This window comes from Amycolatopsis orientalis DSM 40040 = KCTC 9412 (assembly GCF_000478275.1).
GTDB classification, from domain to species: Bacteria; Actinomycetota; Actinomycetes; order Mycobacteriales; family Pseudonocardiaceae; genus Amycolatopsis; species Amycolatopsis orientalis.
In genome coordinates, this window is the sequence record NZ_ASJB01000042.1 from 246,884 (window position 1) to 264,750 (window position 17,867).

General features: G+C 70.1%; 16 protein-coding genes. 7 read left to right on the forward strand and 9 right to left on the reverse strand.

Features of this window, described 5'->3' with window-relative positions; genetic code table 11:
- Window positions 1-5: 5 nt before the first annotated feature.
- Window positions 6-1,196 (forward strand): cytochrome P450, encoded by a 1,191-nt coding sequence (locus tag L324_RS11470; RefSeq protein ID WP_037306288.1) that lies wholly within the window; start codon window positions 6-8, stop codon window positions 1,194-1,196.
- Between the two features lie 26 nt (window positions 1,197-1,222).
- Window positions 1,223-2,080, forward strand: coding sequence for an LLM class F420-dependent oxidoreductase (locus L324_RS11475; RefSeq protein WP_037306290.1), 858 nt, complete (start codon window positions 1,223-1,225; stop codon window positions 2,078-2,080).
- On the opposite strand, the gene L324_RS11480 is transcribed toward L324_RS11475, so the two are convergent.
- Window positions 2,061-3,461, reverse strand: coding sequence for a serine/threonine-protein kinase (locus L324_RS11480; protein WP_081736295.1), 1,401 nt, complete (start codon window positions 3,459-3,461; stop codon window positions 2,061-2,063). The two genes, L324_RS11475 and L324_RS11480, sit on opposite strands and share 20 nt — an antisense overlap.
- A gap of 230 nt (window positions 3,462-3,691) precedes the next feature.
- Between L324_RS11480 and L324_RS11485 the strand changes: the two genes are divergently transcribed.
- Together L324_RS11485 and L324_RS11490 are read left to right on the forward strand one after the other, a co-directional pair.
- The gene (locus L324_RS11485; protein WP_037306293.1) at window positions 3,692-4,384 is read left to right on the forward strand and encodes an IclR family transcriptional regulator; all 693 of its coding nucleotides are present in this window, start codon (window positions 3,692-3,694) and stop codon (window positions 4,382-4,384) included.
- A 342-nt stretch (window positions 4,385-4,726) separates the two neighbouring features.
- Complete coding sequence (locus tag L324_RS11490) at window positions 4,727-6,289, forward strand: amidase (protein WP_051173856.1); 1,563 nt, start codon at window positions 4,727-4,729, stop codon at window positions 6,287-6,289.
- 38 nt (window positions 6,290-6,327) lie between these two features.
- On the opposite strand, the gene L324_RS11495 is transcribed toward L324_RS11490, so the two are convergent.
- The 6 genes from L324_RS11495 to L324_RS11520 all read right to left on the reverse strand — a co-directional run bounded on the left by L324_RS11495 (window position 6,328) and on the right by L324_RS11520 (window position 12,055).
- The gene (locus L324_RS11495) at window positions 6,328-6,879 is read right to left on the reverse strand and encodes a TetR/AcrR family transcriptional regulator (RefSeq protein WP_037306296.1); all 552 of its coding nucleotides are present in this window, start codon (window positions 6,877-6,879) and stop codon (window positions 6,328-6,330) included.
- A 171-nt stretch (window positions 6,880-7,050) separates the two neighbouring features.
- Window positions 7,051-8,808 carry a 3-oxosteroid 1-dehydrogenase gene (gene kstD / locus L324_RS11500; protein ID WP_037306297.1) on the reverse strand — a complete coding sequence of 586 codons (1,758 nt, stop codon included), beginning with the start codon at window positions 8,806-8,808 and terminating at the stop codon, window positions 7,051-7,053.
- Between the two features lie 143 nt (window positions 8,809-8,951).
- The gene (locus tag L324_RS11505; RefSeq protein WP_037306298.1) at window positions 8,952-9,989 is read right to left on the reverse strand and encodes an LLM class flavin-dependent oxidoreductase; all 1,038 of its coding nucleotides are present in this window, start codon (window positions 9,987-9,989) and stop codon (window positions 8,952-8,954) included.
- Window positions 9,989-10,507, reverse strand: a complete 519-nt coding sequence (locus tag L324_RS11510) for an SRPBCC family protein (RefSeq protein ID WP_037306423.1) — start codon at window positions 10,505-10,507, stop codon at window positions 9,989-9,991. Before L324_RS11510 ends, L324_RS11505 begins: the two co-directional genes overlap by 1 nt.
- 48 nt (window positions 10,508-10,555) lie before the next feature.
- Entirely contained in the window at window positions 10,556-11,071 is a 516-nt protein-coding gene (locus tag L324_RS11515; RefSeq protein WP_037306300.1) for a winged helix-turn-helix transcriptional regulator, read from the reverse strand.
- 60 nt (window positions 11,072-11,131) lie between these two features.
- The gene (locus L324_RS11520; RefSeq protein WP_051173857.1) at window positions 11,132-12,055 is read right to left on the reverse strand and encodes an NsdA family TPR-like regulatory protein; all 924 of its coding nucleotides are present in this window, start codon (window positions 12,053-12,055) and stop codon (window positions 11,132-11,134) included.
- A 546-nt stretch (window positions 12,056-12,601) separates the two neighbouring features.
- Between L324_RS11520 and L324_RS11525 the strand changes: the two genes are divergently transcribed.
- The gene (locus L324_RS11525) at window positions 12,602-13,015 is read left to right on the forward strand and encodes an SsgA family sporulation/cell division regulator (RefSeq protein ID WP_037306302.1); all 414 of its coding nucleotides are present in this window, start codon (window positions 12,602-12,604) and stop codon (window positions 13,013-13,015) included.
- 177 nt (window positions 13,016-13,192) lie between these two features.
- Here the strand turns inward: L324_RS11525 and L324_RS11530 are convergent, their stop codons facing one another.
- Entirely contained in the window at window positions 13,193-14,173 is a 981-nt protein-coding gene (locus L324_RS11530) for an RICIN domain-containing protein (RefSeq protein WP_037306303.1), read from the reverse strand.
- A gap of 143 nt (window positions 14,174-14,316) precedes the next feature.
- Between L324_RS11530 and L324_RS42760 the strand changes: the two genes are divergently transcribed.
- Window positions 14,317-15,063, forward strand: a complete 747-nt coding sequence (locus tag L324_RS42760) for a hypothetical protein (protein ID WP_161780848.1) — start codon at window positions 14,317-14,319, stop codon at window positions 15,061-15,063.
- Window positions 15,060-16,595 (forward strand): hypothetical protein, encoded by a 1,536-nt coding sequence (locus L324_RS11540; protein WP_037306305.1) that lies wholly within the window; start codon window positions 15,060-15,062, stop codon window positions 16,593-16,595. Before L324_RS42760 ends, L324_RS11540 begins: the two co-directional genes overlap by 4 nt.
- 51 nt (window positions 16,596-16,646) lie before the next feature.
- Here L324_RS11540 and fgd read toward each other — a convergent pair whose 3' ends face one another.
- The gene (gene fgd, locus L324_RS11545; protein WP_037306307.1) at window positions 16,647-17,651 is read right to left on the reverse strand and encodes a glucose-6-phosphate dehydrogenase (coenzyme-F420); all 1,005 of its coding nucleotides are present in this window, start codon (window positions 17,649-17,651) and stop codon (window positions 16,647-16,649) included.
- Between the last annotated feature and the right edge of the window lie 216 nt (window positions 17,652-17,867).

The window sequence follows — 17,867 nt, forward strand, 5'->3', positions numbered from 1 at the left end:
CCACTTTGTCCGACGTTCCCGAGATCCTCCTGACCGACCCCGACGTCCTGCGGGATCCGTTCACCGCGTACAGCCCGGTCCGCGAACGCTCCCCGATCGCCAAGCTCTCCGCGCCGGGGTTCTCGATGTGGGCGGTCCTGCGCCATGAAGAGGCACGGAAGATGCTGAGCGACCCGCGCTTCGCCCTGAGCCCGGCCAGCTACCAGCGCATGGAGATCCCCGAGCACTGCCGCCCGTACATGCGGTCCATGCAGGAGATCGAAGGCCCGGAGCACGTCCGGCTCCGGCGTCTCGTGTCCCCCGCGTTCACCCCGCGCAAGGCCGCCGCGCTCCGCCCGGGAATCGAGCGGCTCGTGGACGACCTCCTCGACGACCTCGCCGGACAGGACCGGATCGACCTGGTCACCGCCTTCGCGCGCCCCCTGCCGGTCGACGTGATCTGCGCACTGGTCGGCATTCCCGAAACCCACCGTCCGCGCTGGCGCGAGTACGGCACCATGGTCGCGGCCGGCGACGGTCCGGGGCTCGCGAAGGCTGTCCCCGGGATCGTCGAGGACTCGCTCGCCGCCATCGCGAACCGGAAACTCGAACCCGCCGAGGACGTCGTCTCGCAGTTGCTCCAGATCCAGGCCGAAGACGGCGACAGGCTCAGCGAAACCGAACTGGTCGCCCTCGTCTGGCAGCTGGTACTGGGCGGTCAGGTGCCCGGCAACCTCATCGCCAACGCCGTCGAGGTCCTGCTCGCCCATCCCGCCCAGCTGGCCGCGCTCCGCGAAGACCCGGACCTCATGCCCGGCGCGGTCGAGGAACTGATGCGCTGGTGCAGCCCGCAGTTGCTGACGGTCCCCCGGATCACCACCACCGACGTCCGGATCGGCGACGTCCTGATCCCCGAAGGAGAACCTGTTACCGTCGCGATCGCGGCGGCGAACCGGGACCCGCGGGCCTTCCACGACCCGGACGTCTTCGACATCCGGCGCGCGGCGGGACCGGCGTGGCACCTGGCGTTCGCCCACGGCCCGCATTTCTGTCTCGGCGCCTCGCTGGCCAGGGTGCAGACCGAAGTCGCGCTCACCGCACTGCTGCGCCGATTCCCCGATCTGGCGCTCGCGGACGGCCTGCTCAGGATCCCGGACCCGGGCACCTGGCGACTGAACGCCCTGCCGGTCACCCTGCGTGCGGCGGTTGCGAACTGAAACACGTTCTAATAATGTGACCGGCTGTGAGACACGGGATCGTGCTGTTCACCAGTGACCGGGGCATCACCCCGGCGGCCGCCGCCCGGGCGGCGGAGGCCGCGGGCTTCGACGCCTTCCACGTGCCCGAGCACACGCACATCCCGGTCAAACGGGAAGCTCCGCATCCGCGCACCGGCGATTCGTCGCTGCCCGACGACCGCTACCTCCGCACGCTGGATCCCTGGGTCGCGCTGGCCACGGCGGCCTCGGTGACCACGCGGATCCGGCTCGCGACGGCCGTGGCCCTCCCGGTCGAGAGCGACCCGATCACGCTGGCGAAGACGATCGCCAGCCTCGATCACCTCTCGGCCGGGCGGGTCACGCTCGGCGTCGGCTTCGGCTGGAACGTCGACGAACTGGCCGACCACGGTGTCCCGGGCGGCAGACGGCGGACGGTCCTGCGCGAGTACCTCGAAGCGATGCGCGCGCTCTGGACCGACGACGAAGCCTCGTACGCGGGCGAATTCGTCTCGTTCGGGGCGAGCTGGGCCTGGCCGAAACCGGTACAGGCGCACATCCCGGTGATCGTCGGCGCGGGCGGGACGGAAAAGACGTTCCGCTGGATCGCGCAGTCGGCCGACGGCTGGCTCACCACGCCGGGTGACACGGATATCGAGGACAAGGCCCGCAGGCTGCGCGAGATCTGGCGCGAAGCGGGCCGCTCCGGGGAGCCGGAGATCTCGGCGCTCGGCGTCCGCCCGGACCCGGGGAAACTGGCGGCGCTGGAAGCGGCCGGGGTCACCGAGACGATCTTCGGTCTTCCAGACCGTTCCCCCGAAGAGGTCGAAGCCTGGCTTCAGCGCCTCGCCGGGAAACTCGGCCTCAGCGCTGGGAGTCGATGAGGTAGCGGCCGTCCTGCTGCACCATGACGAAGGTGGCCCGCTCCGTCGTCGTCCCCCCGGACGCCTTGACGTAGGTGAGCGTCGCCGTCACCGTGGTGCCGGATTCGGACACGTTCGACACGGTCACCGCGCGGTAGTCCTTCCAGAAGTTCGAGTACCGCTCGAAACTCTGGTTCTTGGTCCGCTTGAAGTTGTCGGTCAGCGTCGCGAAACCGGCCTGCAGGTTCCCCGGGATGAGGCCGTAGTACGCCGCGAGCGCCTGCCCCGGCGTCTGTGCCGGAGGCGGCGGCGCCGCCGAAGACGACGAGGTCGGTGGCGGCGGTGACGAAGACGGAGGCGGCGAGGAAGGTGTCGGCGACGGTTCGGCGGACGACGGCGCCGGGGTGGCGGTCTGCGACTGCGAACCGGCGGGCGGTGCCGCGTCCGAGGGGGTGTCCTCGCCGCGGGTGAGCACCACGACCACGGCGGCGATGACGGCCGCGAGCACGAGGAACGCGACGATCACGCCGATCAGGACGCCTTTGCGCGCCCGCGGCGGCGGCTCCTCGGCGACCAGCGTCGTCGGCTCCCCCGCAGCCAGCGCCCGCAGCTCCCGCTCGGTCTCGGTCATCGTCGGCCTGCTGTCCGGCCGGACGTCGAGCAGCCTGGTCAGCAGCGGGGTGAGGATGCCCGATTTGACCGGTGGGGTGATCTCCCCGCTCGACGCGCGGTACAGCAGCGCGATCGGGTTCTCCGCCGTGCCGTAGGGCGTGCCGCCTTCGAGCGCGGTGTACAGCGTCGCGCCGAGCGAGAACACGTCGGAAGCGAAAGTGGCGTCCTCACCGCGGGCGACCTCGGGCGCCAGGAACGCCGGCGTCCCGGAGATCTCGCCGGTCGCGGTGAGCTGGACGTCACCCATCGCCCGCGAGATCCCGAAGTCGGTGATCTTGACGGTGCCGTCCTCGCCGAGCAGGACGTTGCCGGGCTTGATGTCGCGGTGGACGATGCCCGCCCGGTGCGCGGCCGCCAGCGCCGAGCACAGCTGGATGGCGAGCCGGATGACGTCGTCGACCTCCATCGGCCCTTCGCGGAGTTTGTCCGCGAGGCTGGTCGAGGGGAGGTACTCCATGATGATCCACGGGCGGTCCTGCTCGTCGATCACGCCGAAGACGGTGATGGCGTGCGGATGCACCAGCCTCGCGGCGATCCTGGCCTCGCGCAGCGCGCGGTTCTTGGCCTCGTCGGCCTTCTGTTCCCCTTGCCCGTGCGGCAGAAGGAGTTCCTTGACCGCGACCGTGCGCTCCAGGTTGTCGTCACGCGCCCGCCACACGGTGCCCATGGAGCCGCCGCCGACGGGCTCGATGAGATCGAACCGGTCGGCGAGGCGGCGGATCTCCTCCATTATCGACGTCCCCCTGGAGCTGTGGTGTTCGCGCGAACCTTGCCAGCATGCCAGGAACGTGCCGGGACGCCGGACCCGGCACGGCCGTTTCCGGGCGCGGTGTCGGTCACGTCGCGGACTGGGCCGTTCAGCGGAACGCCGCCCCTACGGCTGCCCGAAAGTTCGTATCCCGGACCGCCGTGAGCGCACTTTACTTCTTCGGTGTGGCCTGATCTCGAGAAAGGGCGGCGATGCGGGAAACCATCGGCGGACGCGGCGTACTGGAAGGCGCGTTCGCCTTGCTCGAAGCACTCGACGAGCTCGGCGGGCAGGCCGGGCTGACCCAGCTGGTGCGGACCACCGGGCTCCCGAAGACCACCGTGCACCGGCTCCTCGACCAGCTGACCGACCTCGGCGCGGTCGAGCGGGCGGGCCGTGGTTACCGGATCGGCTCGCGGGTGTTCCGGCTCGGCCGGTTCTGGCAGCCCGAACTCCGGGACCTGGCCAGGGAATGGCTGCCGGTGCTTTCCGCGCGGATGCGCGTGAGCCTCGTGCTGGTGGTGCCGAGGGAGGGCCGCGCGCTGGTCGCGGCGGGGGCCGTCCTGCCCGCCGACGAGGTCCCCGTGTCGCCGGGCAGCCCGTTGCCGCCGGGGACCGCCGCCGGACGGCTGCTGGCCGCCCATCACCCCGCGCTCGCGGAACCCGACGCCGACGCGCTGGAGATCCGCGCGGCCGGGTACGCGGCGGAATCGGAGACCATCGCGGCGGGCCTCGCCTGCGCGGCCGTCGGCGTCAGGACCCCGGACGGCCGGGTCGGCGCGGCACTGGCCGCCGTCCTGCCCGCCCGGCGCGACCCGGTTTCGGCGGTCGCCGGACTGGCGGGCACCGCGCGTTCTTTCAGCGCCGCGCTCGCCGAGAGTTCACCGGCGAACCGGGCCGGATGATCGACGAAAGCCGAACAATTCACGATCAATTCAAGCGGTACTTTCGTCGCCGAATTCCGGTGGAATATTTCTGACGAAGTGCGCCATTTTCGCGAACCGTCTCACGCTGCGTCCGCGACCGGGAGCACCGAGTGCGGAATCCGGCCATTTTCCCTTGCCGTTCACTCATTTCCGTGACCACTCGCTCACCGGCGGCCGAGCGGCCGACAATTCAATCGCTTTTCCTCCTGCTCCATTCGGCGGTTCTGGACGGAGGCGGCCCACGTACGGTTCAGGCATTCTTTCGACATAGGAGGGAATTCCTTGAAAAGACGTCTTGCGGCCGTGTCCGCATTTCTCGTCATGGTGTTCGTCGCGTCCGCGACCTCGGCCGTCCCGGCGCAGGCCACGTCCCTTTCCGGACGTCCGGTCGTGGCCGGGATCGACCTGGAGCGGGCGACGATCCCCGATCTGCAGCGGGCGATGCGCTCCGGACGGCTGTCCTCGGTCGAGCTGACGGCCTTCTACCTGCACCGGATCCGCAAGCTGAACCCGACACTGCACGCGGTGCTCACCACGAACCCGGACGCGCTGCGGCTCGCCGCGGCCAGTGACCTGCGGCGGCTCCGGCACCAGTCGAAGGGCCCGATGGACGGCATCCCGGTGCTGCTGAAGGACAACATCGACACCGCCGACCGCCAGCCGACCACGGCCGGATCGACCGCGCTGCTGGAATCCCGCCCCTACCGCGACGCCGGCGTGGTGGAGAACCTGCGTGAGGCCGGGGCGGTCATCCTCGGCAAGGCCAACCTGTCGGAGTGGTCGAGCTACCGTTCCACCAGTTCGTCGAACGGCTGGAGCCCGCTCGCGGGCCAGACCGCGAACCCCTATGTCCTCGACCGCAACCCGTGCGGCTCGTCGGCCGGTTCGGGGGTCGCGGTCGCGGCGCATCTGGCGACCGTCGCCGTCGGGACCGAGACGGACGGTTCGGTCACCTGCCCGTCCGGCGCCAACGGCATCGTGGGCGTCAAGCCGAGCCTCGGGCTGGTCAGCCGCAGCGGGATCGTGCCGGTGTCGAAACAGCAGGACACCGCGGGCCCGATGGCGCGCAACGTGGTCGACGCCGCGATCCTGCTCTCGGCCCTCAACGGCGCCGACCGCCGCGACCCGATCACCGTCGACGCCGCCAGGCAGTCGCTGGACGACTACACGAAGTTCCTGCGCCCCGATGCCCTGCGCGGCAAGCGGATCGGCGTCTGGCGCGAGGTGTACACCCCGGACGACGCGACGAAGGCGGCGTTCGAGCAGGCACTGACCAGGCTCCGGAAGCTCGGCGCGACCACGGTGGAGATCACGATCCCGTACCTGGACGTCATCGCGGCCAACGAGTTCCCCGCGATCAGGACCGAGTTCAAGCACGACATGAACGCCTACCTCGCGTCCACCGGCGGCAAGCACCCCGCCGACCTGGCCGGGCTGATCCAGTACAACCTGGACCACGCGGCGGTCGAAATGCCGTACTGGACCCACAACCTGTGGGACCGGTCGCAGGCCACCACCGGTGATCTCACCGATCCGGCCTACCGCGCGATGCGGGAAGCCGCGACGAGCGCGGCCCGGCGGGGTCTCGACGAGACGCTGCGCGGCGGCGGTCTGGACGCGATCGTGGCGCCGACCAACAACGCCGCGTGGAAGACGCAGCTCGGTGTCGGTGACGGCGCGCTGCTCATCGACTCGTCCGGACCGGCGGCGGTGTCGGGGTACGCCAACATGACCGTCCCGATGGCCTACTCCGGGCCGTTGCCGCTGGGACTGTCGATCATGGGCGGCCGGTTCAGCGAACCGTCGCTCCTGGCCATCGCCTACGCCTTCGAGCAGGACACGAAGGTCCGGCGGCTGCCGACGTTCATCCCCACCATCGGCTGAGCATGGCCCGCCGCCGGACCGATCCCGGCGGCGGGCCGCTACCCGGCCTTGGCGTCCACCAGGAACGCGAGACTGCGATCGACCTCAGTGACCGCGGAACCCGGCTCGACGTGGCCGTCGATCACCAGCGTGGCCAGGCCGTGGAGGAGGCACCAGAGGGTGCTGGCGAACCCGCCGGGGTCGGCGCCCTCCCCCAGTCGTTCGGCCAGCACCACACGGGTCGCCCGGTGCGCCCCGGCGAGTTCCGGGTACCCGGCGCGGTCACCGATCCCGGCGCCCATCATCAGCCGGTACAAGGCGGGATTCTCCAGTGCGAAGCCGAGGTAGGAGTGTCCGAGCGCGGTCACCGTCCCGGCGCCGCAGCCCCGCAGGCACGCCTGCAATTCGGCATGTCCCTCCAGCGCGACCGCCACGAGCAGCGCGTCCTTGTCCCGGAAGTGCCGGTACGGCGCCGCGGTGGACGCGCCCACCTTCGCGACCGTGCCGCGCAGGCTCACCCCTTCGGGACCTCGCTCGACGAGGACCTCACGCGCGGCCAGTACGAGCGCACGACGCAGGTCCCCGTGGTGGTAAGCACGTTTGATGATCATGGCGGACCCCCCAGTCCTTGCTGCCACGGAACGCCTCACCTTAGCCGAGGCGGGAGCGCCGCGGGTCCGGTGCGCCACTAGAGCGGCTGAAGGACGCTTTCACCGCATCCGATGCGGGGAAAGCGCCCTTCACCGCGTGAGATGAGAGCAAAGGGCCCTTCAGCCCGTCCGTTACGTCGGCTGATCGGCCAGGTCGTTCGCCGCGACGTACCCGAAGGTCATCGCCGGCCCGATCGTCGACCCGGCGCCCGCGTAACTGGGGCCCATCACCGCCGCACTGGCGTTCCCGGCGGCGTACAGGCCGGTGATGACCGAACCGTCGGGGCGCAGGACCCGCGCCCGCGCGTCGGTGCGCATCCCGCCCTTGGTGCCGAGGTCGCCGGGGACGATCTTGAACGCGTAGAACGGCGGTTCCCAGAGCGCGGCGAGGCAGGAGTTCGGCAGGATGTACGGGTCGGTGTAGTAATGGTCGTAGACACTGGCGCCGCGCCGGAAGTCACCGTCCACACCGGACAGTGCCTGGCCGTTGAACCGGTTGACCGTGGCGCGCAGCGCCTGCGGCGGGACGCCGATCGCGGTGCCGAGCCCCTCCACGGTCCACGCCTTCTTCACCGCGCCCGCCGAGTACCACTCATCGGGAAGGGGCAGCAGCGGCGCGATGTCCCGGAAGAGGTAGCGGTTGCGGTAGTTCTGGTCGACGACCAGCCACGCCGGGATGGTGGGCGACGTCGGGTTCCGGTCGTACATCGTGTGCACGACGTCGCTGTAGGGCGCCGCCTCGTTGACGAACCGCTTGCCCGTGCCGTCCACCATGAGGCCGCCGGGCAGGGTCCGCTCGGCGAGGCAGAAGTACGGCTCCCCCGGCAGCGGGATCGCCGGGCCCCACCAGGCGTCGTCCATCAGGTCCAGCGCGGCCCCGGCGCGTTTCCCCGCCAGGATCCCGTCCCCGGTGTTCGACCGGGCCCCGACCGTCCATTGTGTACCGATCGGCTGGCGCTGGTATTCCGCCCGCATGGCGGCGTTGTGCTCGAAGCCGCCCGAGCCGATGATGACGCCGCGCCGGGCTTTGACCACACCCGCCGCGACGGTGACCCCGGTGACCTTCCCGCTCTCGATGACGAGATCGGTCAACGGCGTGTTCAGCCAGACCGGGACGCCGGCCCGCTGGAGCCCGGCCCGCAGCCCCGCGGCCAGCGACTGTCCCATGGTGAGCGGTTTCTGCCCGGCGAGCGCGGCGGCGGTGCCGCGCGCGAGGCAGGCCGCGGCCACGGCGGCGCCCTTCGGGTTGACCGCGGCCAGCGCGAGCCATTTGTAGTCCGCGCTGAACACGACCATCCCGGCGGGCGTGGCGAGGTAGGGCGGATTCAGGTTGGCCAGTTCGGCGCCGAGGACGTTCCCGTCGAGCTGGCCGGGTTCGATCGAGCGGCCGTCCGGCATCCCGCCGGGCAGCTCCGGGTAGTAGTCGCTGTAGCCCTCCATCCACCGGAACCGCAGCGGGCTGTTGGCCATCACGAACGAGAGCATCGCCGGGCCGTTGGCGAGGAAGGCCTGTTGCCGGGAGACGGGGACCGACGGGCCGACCACGGCGGCCAAGTACCGGGCGGCCAGTTCCGGGCTGTCGCGGACGCCCGCCGCGGCCAGCACCGGATTGCACGGAATCCAGATCCCCGCCCCCGACCGGGCCGCCGAACCGCCGAATTTCGCCGCCTTCTCCAGTACGACACAGCTGAGCCCGCGTCGGGCCGCCGTCAGCGCGGCGGTCATCCCCGCCGCGCCCGCGCCGACCACGACGACGTCGTACTCACCGATGACCGCGGCGTCGGCCGAAGCCGTCCCGGCGAACGGCAGGCCCGCGACGAACGCGATCCCGGCACCGGCGGCGGTACCGCGGAGGACCTGGCGTCTGGACAGCCGGCTGTCGGGCTTCATGAGTCCTCCTCGCGTCGCGATCGAGCGAGGTCATGTTCTCCAGCCGACGGCGAAAGTGAAACAAGTTCTACCCGCTTGGAGCACGCCGGGACGGCCACGCTCGGCCGGTCACCCCAACCGGCGCGGGCATTCGGCCGAACTCCTCAGTCCACGGCCCGCACCAGGTCCAGCGCGCGGCCGAGCGTGGTGAGCCGGTCGGCGACCGTCTCCCCCGCCGGATACAGCCGGACCGTGCCGACCCCGGCGGCGCGCCACACCCGCAGCCGTTCGGCCACCATGGCTTCGGTGCCGATCAGCGTCGTGCCGAGCACCATTTCGTCGGTCACCAGCCCGGCCGCGCCTTCCCGGTCGCCCGCCTGCCAGCGCTCCCGCACCGCCTCGGCGGCTTCGGCCCAGCCCTGCCTGCTGTAGGCGTTGTTGTAGAAGTTCGTCTTCGCCGAGCCCATCCCGCCGAGGCTGAACGCGAGTTCGGCCTTGCGGCCCGCGACCATCCCGCACAACTCGTCTTCATCCCTGGCGAAAGCGACCTCGGCGCCCTGGCAGATTTCGAGATCCGCCCGCGACCGGCCTGCTTTGGCGAGACCCGCGTCGAGATGCGAGAAGTAGGCTTCCGCACCCTCCGGCACGAAACTGGTGCCCAGCCAGCCGTCCGCGATCTCGCCGGTCAGCTCCAGCAGCTTCGGCGACAGCGTGGCCAGATGGATCGGGATGTCCGGATTCGGCGTCAGCGAAAGCCGCATCGGCTTGGCCTCACCCGGCCGCGGGATCTCGAATTCCTTGCCGGAGAAGGCGACCTTCTCCCCCGCGAACGCCTGGCGGATGATCGCGACCGTCTCCCGCATCCGCGTCAGCGGGCGGGCGAACGGAACGCCGTGCAGACCCTCGATCACCTGCGGTCCCGAAGCGCCGAGTCCGAGGACGAACCGGCCGCCGGAGAGTTCCGAAAGCGTCAACGCCGCCTGCGCGATCGCGACCGGCGACCGGGTGCCGAGCTGGATGATCCCCGAGCCGAGCCGGATCCGCCCGGTCCGCGCGGCGAGATAGCCGAGCACGGACGGCGCGTCCGACCCCCATGCCTCGGCGACCCAGCAGTCGTCGAGGCCGAGTTTCTCCGCCTCCAGCACGAAATCCAGCGTCTCCCGCCAGCCGCGCGAGGCCTCGACCGTGGTCGCCGTCCGCATCACGCGCGAGCCGCCTCGGCCCGCTCCTTGATCGCGGCGAGCGTCCCGGTCATCGCGTTCTCGAACTCGCGCAGCCGGACGAAGACGATCTTCTCCTCCTTGTCCGGCATCTGGTCGATGGCCAGCGAAAGGCCCGACCGTCCCGGCCCGAGCCGCATCCATTGCCGGAGCTTCGTACCGCCGTTCTCGGGCTCCAGCGTGAAGCGCCACAACGCCGTCGGCGTCTCGGGATCGTGAACCGCCCAGGCGAACACGCGCGGCGCCTCGCATTCGACGACGTGCGACGTCGTCTCCCATTCGCCCAGCGCGTCGTGTTTGCTGCGCCCGACGAACCGCCTGCCCACCGCTGCGGTGCCCTCCTGGCCGTCGCACCATTCGGCCGCCTGGAGTTCCGGGCTCATCTCCGGCATCAGCCGTACGTCCGAGACGATCGACCAGACCAGTTCCGGGGCAGCATCGACCCATGCCTGGACCTCCACCGTCGGCCTGTCGGCGTATTTGGCGCCGGTCCACTCCATCGTGGCCACCTCCGCGTGCTCGTGACCTGGATAGTTGCGTAGATAGACCTACCTTGTCAAACCTTCCTGGGCGGCGAAGCGGCGCACCACGTCGGGGCGGCTCGCGAGCTTGGGCGGGTATCCGGGCCCCAGCCGCGCGCGGGTGTTCTCCGCGGTGAGCGTCCCGGCGCAGTGCGCGCAGACGACCTCCGCGTGCGTGTCGTGCCCGCAGGTGTCGTGATGGAGGGTGACCGGCGGACCGGCCTCCTCGGAGAGCCAGCGGTCCCCCCAGCGCGACATCGCGGCGAGCACCCCGTAGAAATCGGCGCCCTTCTCGGTCAGGACGTAGTCATAGCGGACCGGCTCGGTCTGGTAGGCGCGCTTCTCCAGCAACCCCTCGCCGACCAGGCGGCGCAGCCGGTCGGCGAGGGTGTTCCGCGCGATCCCGAGCTCCTGCTGGAACTCGTCGAACCGGCGGATCCCGTAGAACGCCTCCCGCAGGACCAGCGGCGTCCACCAGTCGCCGAGCAGGTCCATGGTGCGCGCGATCGAGCACGGCCACTGCGCGAACGAAGTCCGTTTCATGTCGGCGAGCCTACGCCCGGTGAAATTGATCCGGTCATTCCTCCACCTATTCTCCCGCGATCAGGCACTGGCGCGAAATGTTGCGATCCGGTCAAGGAGATCCCGCGCATTAATGTCACTTACCCGCCTCCGCACGCATTCCGACAGCGGCCGCAAACGATCCCGCGTGCGGGCGGAACGGATTCCGCCCGCGATCTCCATCGCGGCCAGCCCGACCTCCGCCGCGTGGTCGAGATCGCCCTCCAGGGCGTGGTCGACGGCGAGCCAGATCATCGTCAGCGACCGGCTGCGCGCCATGTCCGGGCCATAGCCGTCGACGGCTTCGGTGAGCGCGGGGATGGCCTCCCGGCTGTGACCGACGTCGACGAGCCTGGCCAGTTCGGTGCGCACCGTGCCGATCATCGCGGCCATGTCGTTGACGGTGAAGAACGCCGACCACGACGGGGCCGCGTCCCCGCAGCAACTCGCGAACTGTTCCGGCGCACGGGAAAGCTTGTCCAGCGCTTGCCGGACATCACCGAGCAGCGCGTAGGCCCACGCCTCGTTCGCCGACAGGATCGCCTGCGAAAGCGGCGTTCCCGCCCGCCGTGCCGCGAGTTGCCCTTGCCCGAACTGATCGAGCGCCTCGGCCGGGGAGCGGTGATGCAGATACATCCGGCCGAGCCGGTAATGGACGTTGGCGACGAGATCGTCGTTGCGGGCCTCCGCCGCGAGTTCGAGCGCGCGACGGAAGTGCCGCTCGGCGCGGACGGGACGGCCGGAGTCGAATTCCGTCCAGCCGACCAGATTGTGCAGATCCGCTACCACTCCCGCCAGCCGCCGGGCCAGCGCCTCGGACATGATCCCCCGCCGCAGCGCGGCGCCGTAGGGTTCCAGCACCCGCAGCAGCTCCCGGCACGCCCCGCCGCCTTCCCGGTAGTCGCGGGCCCGGAGTGCCTTGATGACACCCTCGAGCCGGTCGATGTCGGCCTGCCCGACGCGCATCGGGAGCCGGTCAATCACGACGGCGCTCCTGGACACGCGGCACCGCCGGACCGGTCCCCCGCCCGGCCCGGCACGAAACCGGGAGGCGCTCCGGCGACCCCTGCGGCCGCGAGCCGGAAACGACGTCGCGCCGCCGATGATCTTGCCCGGGAATGGTGACGGTGATTCGCACACCCATTGAGAGGTCCTTCCCAATCCACAACGGCCAAAGCTCGTCGAGGTCCAGGACAGAGCCGCGCCGATCCCTGACGAATTCTCGAACGGCGCCAGATGATGTTAACCACGATAAATATCGAAACCATCCGCCGAATGGTGGGGCAATTATCATTCACCGGAATATGCACGTGCGGAATCTCTTTCTTTTGCACGGATGCCCGCTTTCCCGCGACGCTCACCGCACGTGCTCAGCGAAGACCGTCCGTGAGCACATGAGACACAGCTCTCAGCCGAACGTGTGAAAGTTGTCAACTCGGGTCACGAAAAGGCTTCACATTGCGTTATCCATAGCTGAAGATCAACAGCAACCGAACGTAAGGGGCTGAAGCGTTGGACAAGGAAAACGACCTCATCCGGGGGACGATCGTCTTCGGTCTGCGCACTTTCGGTGCGGACCCCCTCCCTGTCCGCGCCGACCTCGAGTACGACCCCGAAGACCCCTACGCCGTTGTGGTGGCTTACCACTCGGGCGGCGGGACGGTCCGGTGGATGTTCGGCCGCGATCTGCTCGCGGACGGCCTCCTCACCCCATCGGGTGAGGGCGACGTGATCATCAGCCCGGCCGACGACGCCTCGATCGTGATTTTCGCCCTCAGCGCACCCGACGGCTGCGCGGTCCTCGAAGCCCCGGCGCAGGAGCTGGCCGAGTTCCTCGACCGCACCTACGACGCGGTCCCCGCCGGTTCCGAGCCCGAGTGGTTCGACTTCGACCAGGAGATCGGCAAGCTCGTCACCGAATCCTGACCGGCCTGGGGGCCTAGGCCGTGTCCTGCAAGTCTTGTTCGCGGTCTTCGCGCCCAGGCGGCCCCTGACGGCACGGGCGGATGCGGCCGAGTACGACCCGGTACGAGGCCGATCCGCCCGCACCGCCAGGAACCACCTGGATCACGAAGCCCATCGAACAGACTTACAGGACACGGCCTAGACCACCGAATCGACGAGGAACACCTGGGCGGCGGTGCCGTCGCACCGATCCTGGATGAGCTGGACGCCGGTCTCGCCGCTTCCCTTGTACACCCCGACACACCACCTGGCGCCGGCGGCCGACTTGAGCAGGTACCCCTTCACCGGCGCGGCCACCGGCTCGAAGGCGAACCGCTGATCGGCACGTCCTGGCTCGCAGTTGTCACCCGCCAGCAGGGTCGACGCGTCCGTGCCGCCGTAGTCGACGGTCACACAGCCCTCGCCGTGCTCCGGACTGTGCAGGAGCAGCCGGTACCCGCCCTCGACCTTCTCGACCGACATCGGCGGCGACGCCGTCGCGCAGTCCTGCTGGCCGAGCACGATCCGCTCCTCCCGCACGAACTTCTCCGGCCCCTCCCCCACGCACAGCCCGGTATGCGCGAGCCGGACTCGCGTCCGCCCGGTCGGCGGCGCGGCCACGTCGGCGTTCTCGGCGTCCGGAACCGTCGTCGGAGCCGGTGCCGCGGCTGACGAAGAACCCGTGGTGACGACGGGCTGGTCCCGCGGCGGATCGTCGAATACCACCAGCCCGGCCACCACCAGGAGCGCCACGGCCGCCACCCCGGCCACGGGCCAGAGCAATCTCGGCCGCCGTCGCGGGGAAGCCTCCGGGACACTCTCCGGCTCGGCGGGCTCGGGCGCCGGTTCCGGTTCCCGCTCCGACGCGGCCAGATCGGCCCGCACCGCCAGCCAGCGCTCGACCGTCTCGTCGTCGGTGCCGCAGGCACGGACGAACGCCGCCAGCAGATCGGCCCTCGGCAGGGTGTCCCGCGAAAGCGCCCCGCTGATCGTCGAACTCGGCAACGGCGTCCCCGCCTTCGCGGCCCGGCGTTCGAGAACGCGGTAACTCAGATCGCTGCGGACGCGAAGGGCGCGCATCGCCGCGACGAACTGCGCCGCATCGGTGACTTCACGCGGATCCGGCCAGTCTTCGGCCACGACGGTTCCTCCCCAGGTCGGTGGACCCGGCCGAGTCTAGGGGTGTCCGGGATCGTCCGGAACCGTCCGGAAAACCTTGTCCGAGCTGGGGCGGACGGCTTCATTCGGCAACGTCCGACGCTGAGGATGAAAGGAAGTGCCGAATGCCGCGACGTCAATTCCGCCCGGTCCGGCGGCGACGAGCCCCCGGCCCGCTGGCCTGGGCCGGGTTCGCGGGAGGGGTGACCATGGGAGCGCTCGCGGCCACGCTGATCGCCGGGAACGACGGGCAGCCGCCGCCCCCGACGACCCAGCTCGCCGCGGGCGAACTGCCGGAAACGCTCAAGAACCTCGTCACCGAATACCTCGCCGAGGAGGGGTACCGGCCGGCCGCGGGTGCCGGTGAAGAACCGCCTCCCGCCCCGCCACCGGCTCCGGCCGACGTCCCTCCCCCGGCACCCGCACCCGCCGTGCCGGTCCCCTTGCCCGTTCCGATGCCGGTTCCGGTGGCACCCGTTGCGACCCGCACCGGACCGGGATCCTGGCCGATCGAGTCCGCGCCGGAGCCGGTCGCCCTGCCCCTTCGGGTTCCACCGCCGGTGATCCAGGCCGCGGCGGCGGACGTGGGCGCCGCGATCGAGGCGGTACCCGACGTGGCCGAGGCGGCGCCCGAGGTGGTGAAGGCCGCCGTCGACACCGCGCCCGTCACCTCGCGGACCGAGATCGGCACCCCGCCCGAGCCGGCCGTGGTGGCGGCGGAAGACCAGGTCTCCTTCGCGGCCCAGGAAAGCACGCCCCGGATAGCACGTCAGGTCGAAGCGGCCCCCGAACCCGAGGTCTCGGCCCACACGATCACCGAGGTGAGTTCGGGCGACGCGATCGTCGTCCCGGCCGAGAGCGAGGTCGGATGAATCCGCTGGTGAAGCCTCCCCGGGCCCTCGGGACCGGCACACTCGCCGTCGCGGGCCTGATGACCGCGACCGTTCTGATGTCCGGATTGTCGAACTCTCTCGACCCCGCGCCGGGGACGGGAATCCAGCAGGTCGCGTTCACCACCGACCCGCCGCCCGAGAACACCGGACCGGCCAAGGAGAAACTGAAGGCCAAGATCCTGGCCAAGATGCTCGATCTGGCCGCACCGCTCGACCCGGCGGACCCGAAGTACCACCGGAAGCTGTATCAGCAGGTGCTGGCCAACCGGGCCATCGCCAAGCTGAGCAGCCCGAGCATCTCCTCGACGGACATCCAAAGCCTGCTGACGGACGCCTTCGAGATCCACCGCAGGTCCCGGCAGACGGCGAAAGGCCTGCTGGATCGCATGTCCAAAGTGGACGAACAGGTCGCCGCCCTGCGACGGCAGGTGGCCGCCGCGAAGACCGAGAAGGCGCGAGCCAAGGCCACCACCAAGCTCACGCAGGCGACGAACAGCCGCAGGGAGCTGAACAAACTCCTCAAAGCCGCCGAGCACCACGCCAAGCCGTTCAACCGGGACGCCTACATCCAGACTCTCAAGCGCGCGATCTGGGGACTCGAGCAGCAGGTCAACAGCAAGCTCGGCAAGGAGTCGAAGAAGAAGGTCAACGATCGTCTCGACCAGGCCCGCAAGGACCTGGCGACGGCGGTCGAGGATCGCGAGCGCGGCCGCAGGCGCGGCGACGACGACGGCGGCACTCCGGCCAGGCGCGGGGATCCCCGGCAACCACCGAAGAACCCGACGACCGGTGCCAGGACTTCGGTGACTCCGAAGACGGGGACGGGGCGCGTACCGACGTCGGGCTACGGTGTCGACAAGGCGCTACGAGGGTCGAGCCAGGTTCGGGCCGGCATCGGCGCCATGCAGGGTGTGGTGCCGCCGTTCTCCATCAAGGAGGTCCACGACAACCCCTATCTGCCCACCGCGTACCGGTTCGCCGAAGCACTGCAGTCGGCGCCGACGGAGAAGAACAGGCGGTTCATCGAGGACGCGATCCTCCGGCACGTCCTTCCCGATCCGCACAAACGGAAGACGTTCCTCCAAGCCCTGCGGGACACCTACCGGCCGCAGATCGTGCCGGACGGCAAGGGCGGCTACGTCAAGGCCGTCAACCCGATCCGGAAGGAGTGGGAGGACCACATCACGAGGGCCTTCCCCACGAAGGTGCCGACGCCGCGTCAACAGGCGATCCGCAAACAGGAGCAGATCGATCGCGCGGACACGCGGCGCGGCGGCGCGATCAAAAAGCCTCTCACGCCGAGGGAAGCGGCGATTCTCAAACAGGAGCGGATCGACCGGGAGGACACGCGACGCGGTGGCCCGATCAGGAGGCCGGTCTATTCGCGTCAGGACGCGATCGCCAAACAGGAACGTATCGACCGCGCGGACGCGCAACGGGATGGCACCGCCAAGAAGTCCACGAAGAAGCCGACGGGGAAGAAGGGCAAGAACCTGCCGTCGGCGGTGTGAAACCGGGGGTACGGGTAGCGGTGCCGTGCGGGCGCCGCTACCCGTTCCGGGTCAGCCGAGTTCGCGCAACCCGGGGACGACCTGCTCCGAGAACGAACGCAGGAACCGCTCCTGGTCGTGGCCGGGACCGTGGAAGACGAGGTGGTTGAACCCCGCCTCGACGTAGGGCTTGATCTGCTCGACGGCGTCGGCCGGATCGGAGGTGACGATCCAGCGGCGGGCGACCTGCTCGATCGGCAGCGCGTCCGCGGCCTTCTCCATCTCCGCCGGGTCCTCGATGCCCGCCTTCTGTTCCGGGGTGAGCGAAAGCGGTGCCCAGAACCGGGTGTTCTCCAGCGCCTGCGCCGGATCCGGGTCGTAGGACAGTTTGATCTCGATCATCTTGTCGATGTCGCCGGTGCTCCGGCCCACCTGCTCGGCGCCTTCGGCGACCGCCGGGAGCAGCTTCTCGGTGTAGAGGTCCATCCCCTTGCCGCTGGTGCAGATGAAGCCGTCACCCTGCTTGCCGACGTACTTCGCCATGACCGGGCCGCCGGCCGCGATGTAGATCGGCACCCCGCCCTCGGGACGGTCGTACACGGTGGCGTCGGTGGTCTGGTAGTACTCGCCCTCGAAGGTCACCCGCTCCTCGGACCACAGTTTGCGCATCAGCTCGATCGCCTCGCGCAGCCGCGCGAACCGCTCCTTGAACGCGGGCCACTCGATCCGGGCCACCGCGACCTCGTTGAGCGCCTCGCCGCTGCCGACGCCGAGCAGGATCCGGCCCGGGTACAGGCTGCCGAGGGTGCCGAACGCCTGCGCCACCACGGCCGGGTTGTAGCGGAACGTCGCGGTCAGCACGCTGGTGCCGAGGACCACCCGTTCGGTGCGCTCGCCGACCGCCGCCATCCACGCGAACGAGAACGGCGCGTGCCCGCCCTGATGCCGCCAGGGCTGGAAATGGTCGCTGACCATCACGCTGTCCAGCCCGACCTGCTCGGCGAGCACGGAGTACTCGACGAGGTCGCGCGGGCCGAACTGCTCGGCCGACGCCTTGTAACCGATCTTCAGTGCCATCCGGGGTCACCACCTGGGCTCAAGGGTTGTTCTCCCTCACCTTGGCACAGAGTCGATCAGGTCCGCCCCTGCTTCGACCGCGCGAAGGGTGTCGGGAACACCACTCGGATGGCGGGAATGCGGAGCGCGTGCCGGTGGGGGCACTCGCGATTCCGGGCCGGACGTGGAAATGCCCCGTACCCACCCTCACCTTCCGGGACCGGCACGTGGTGATGA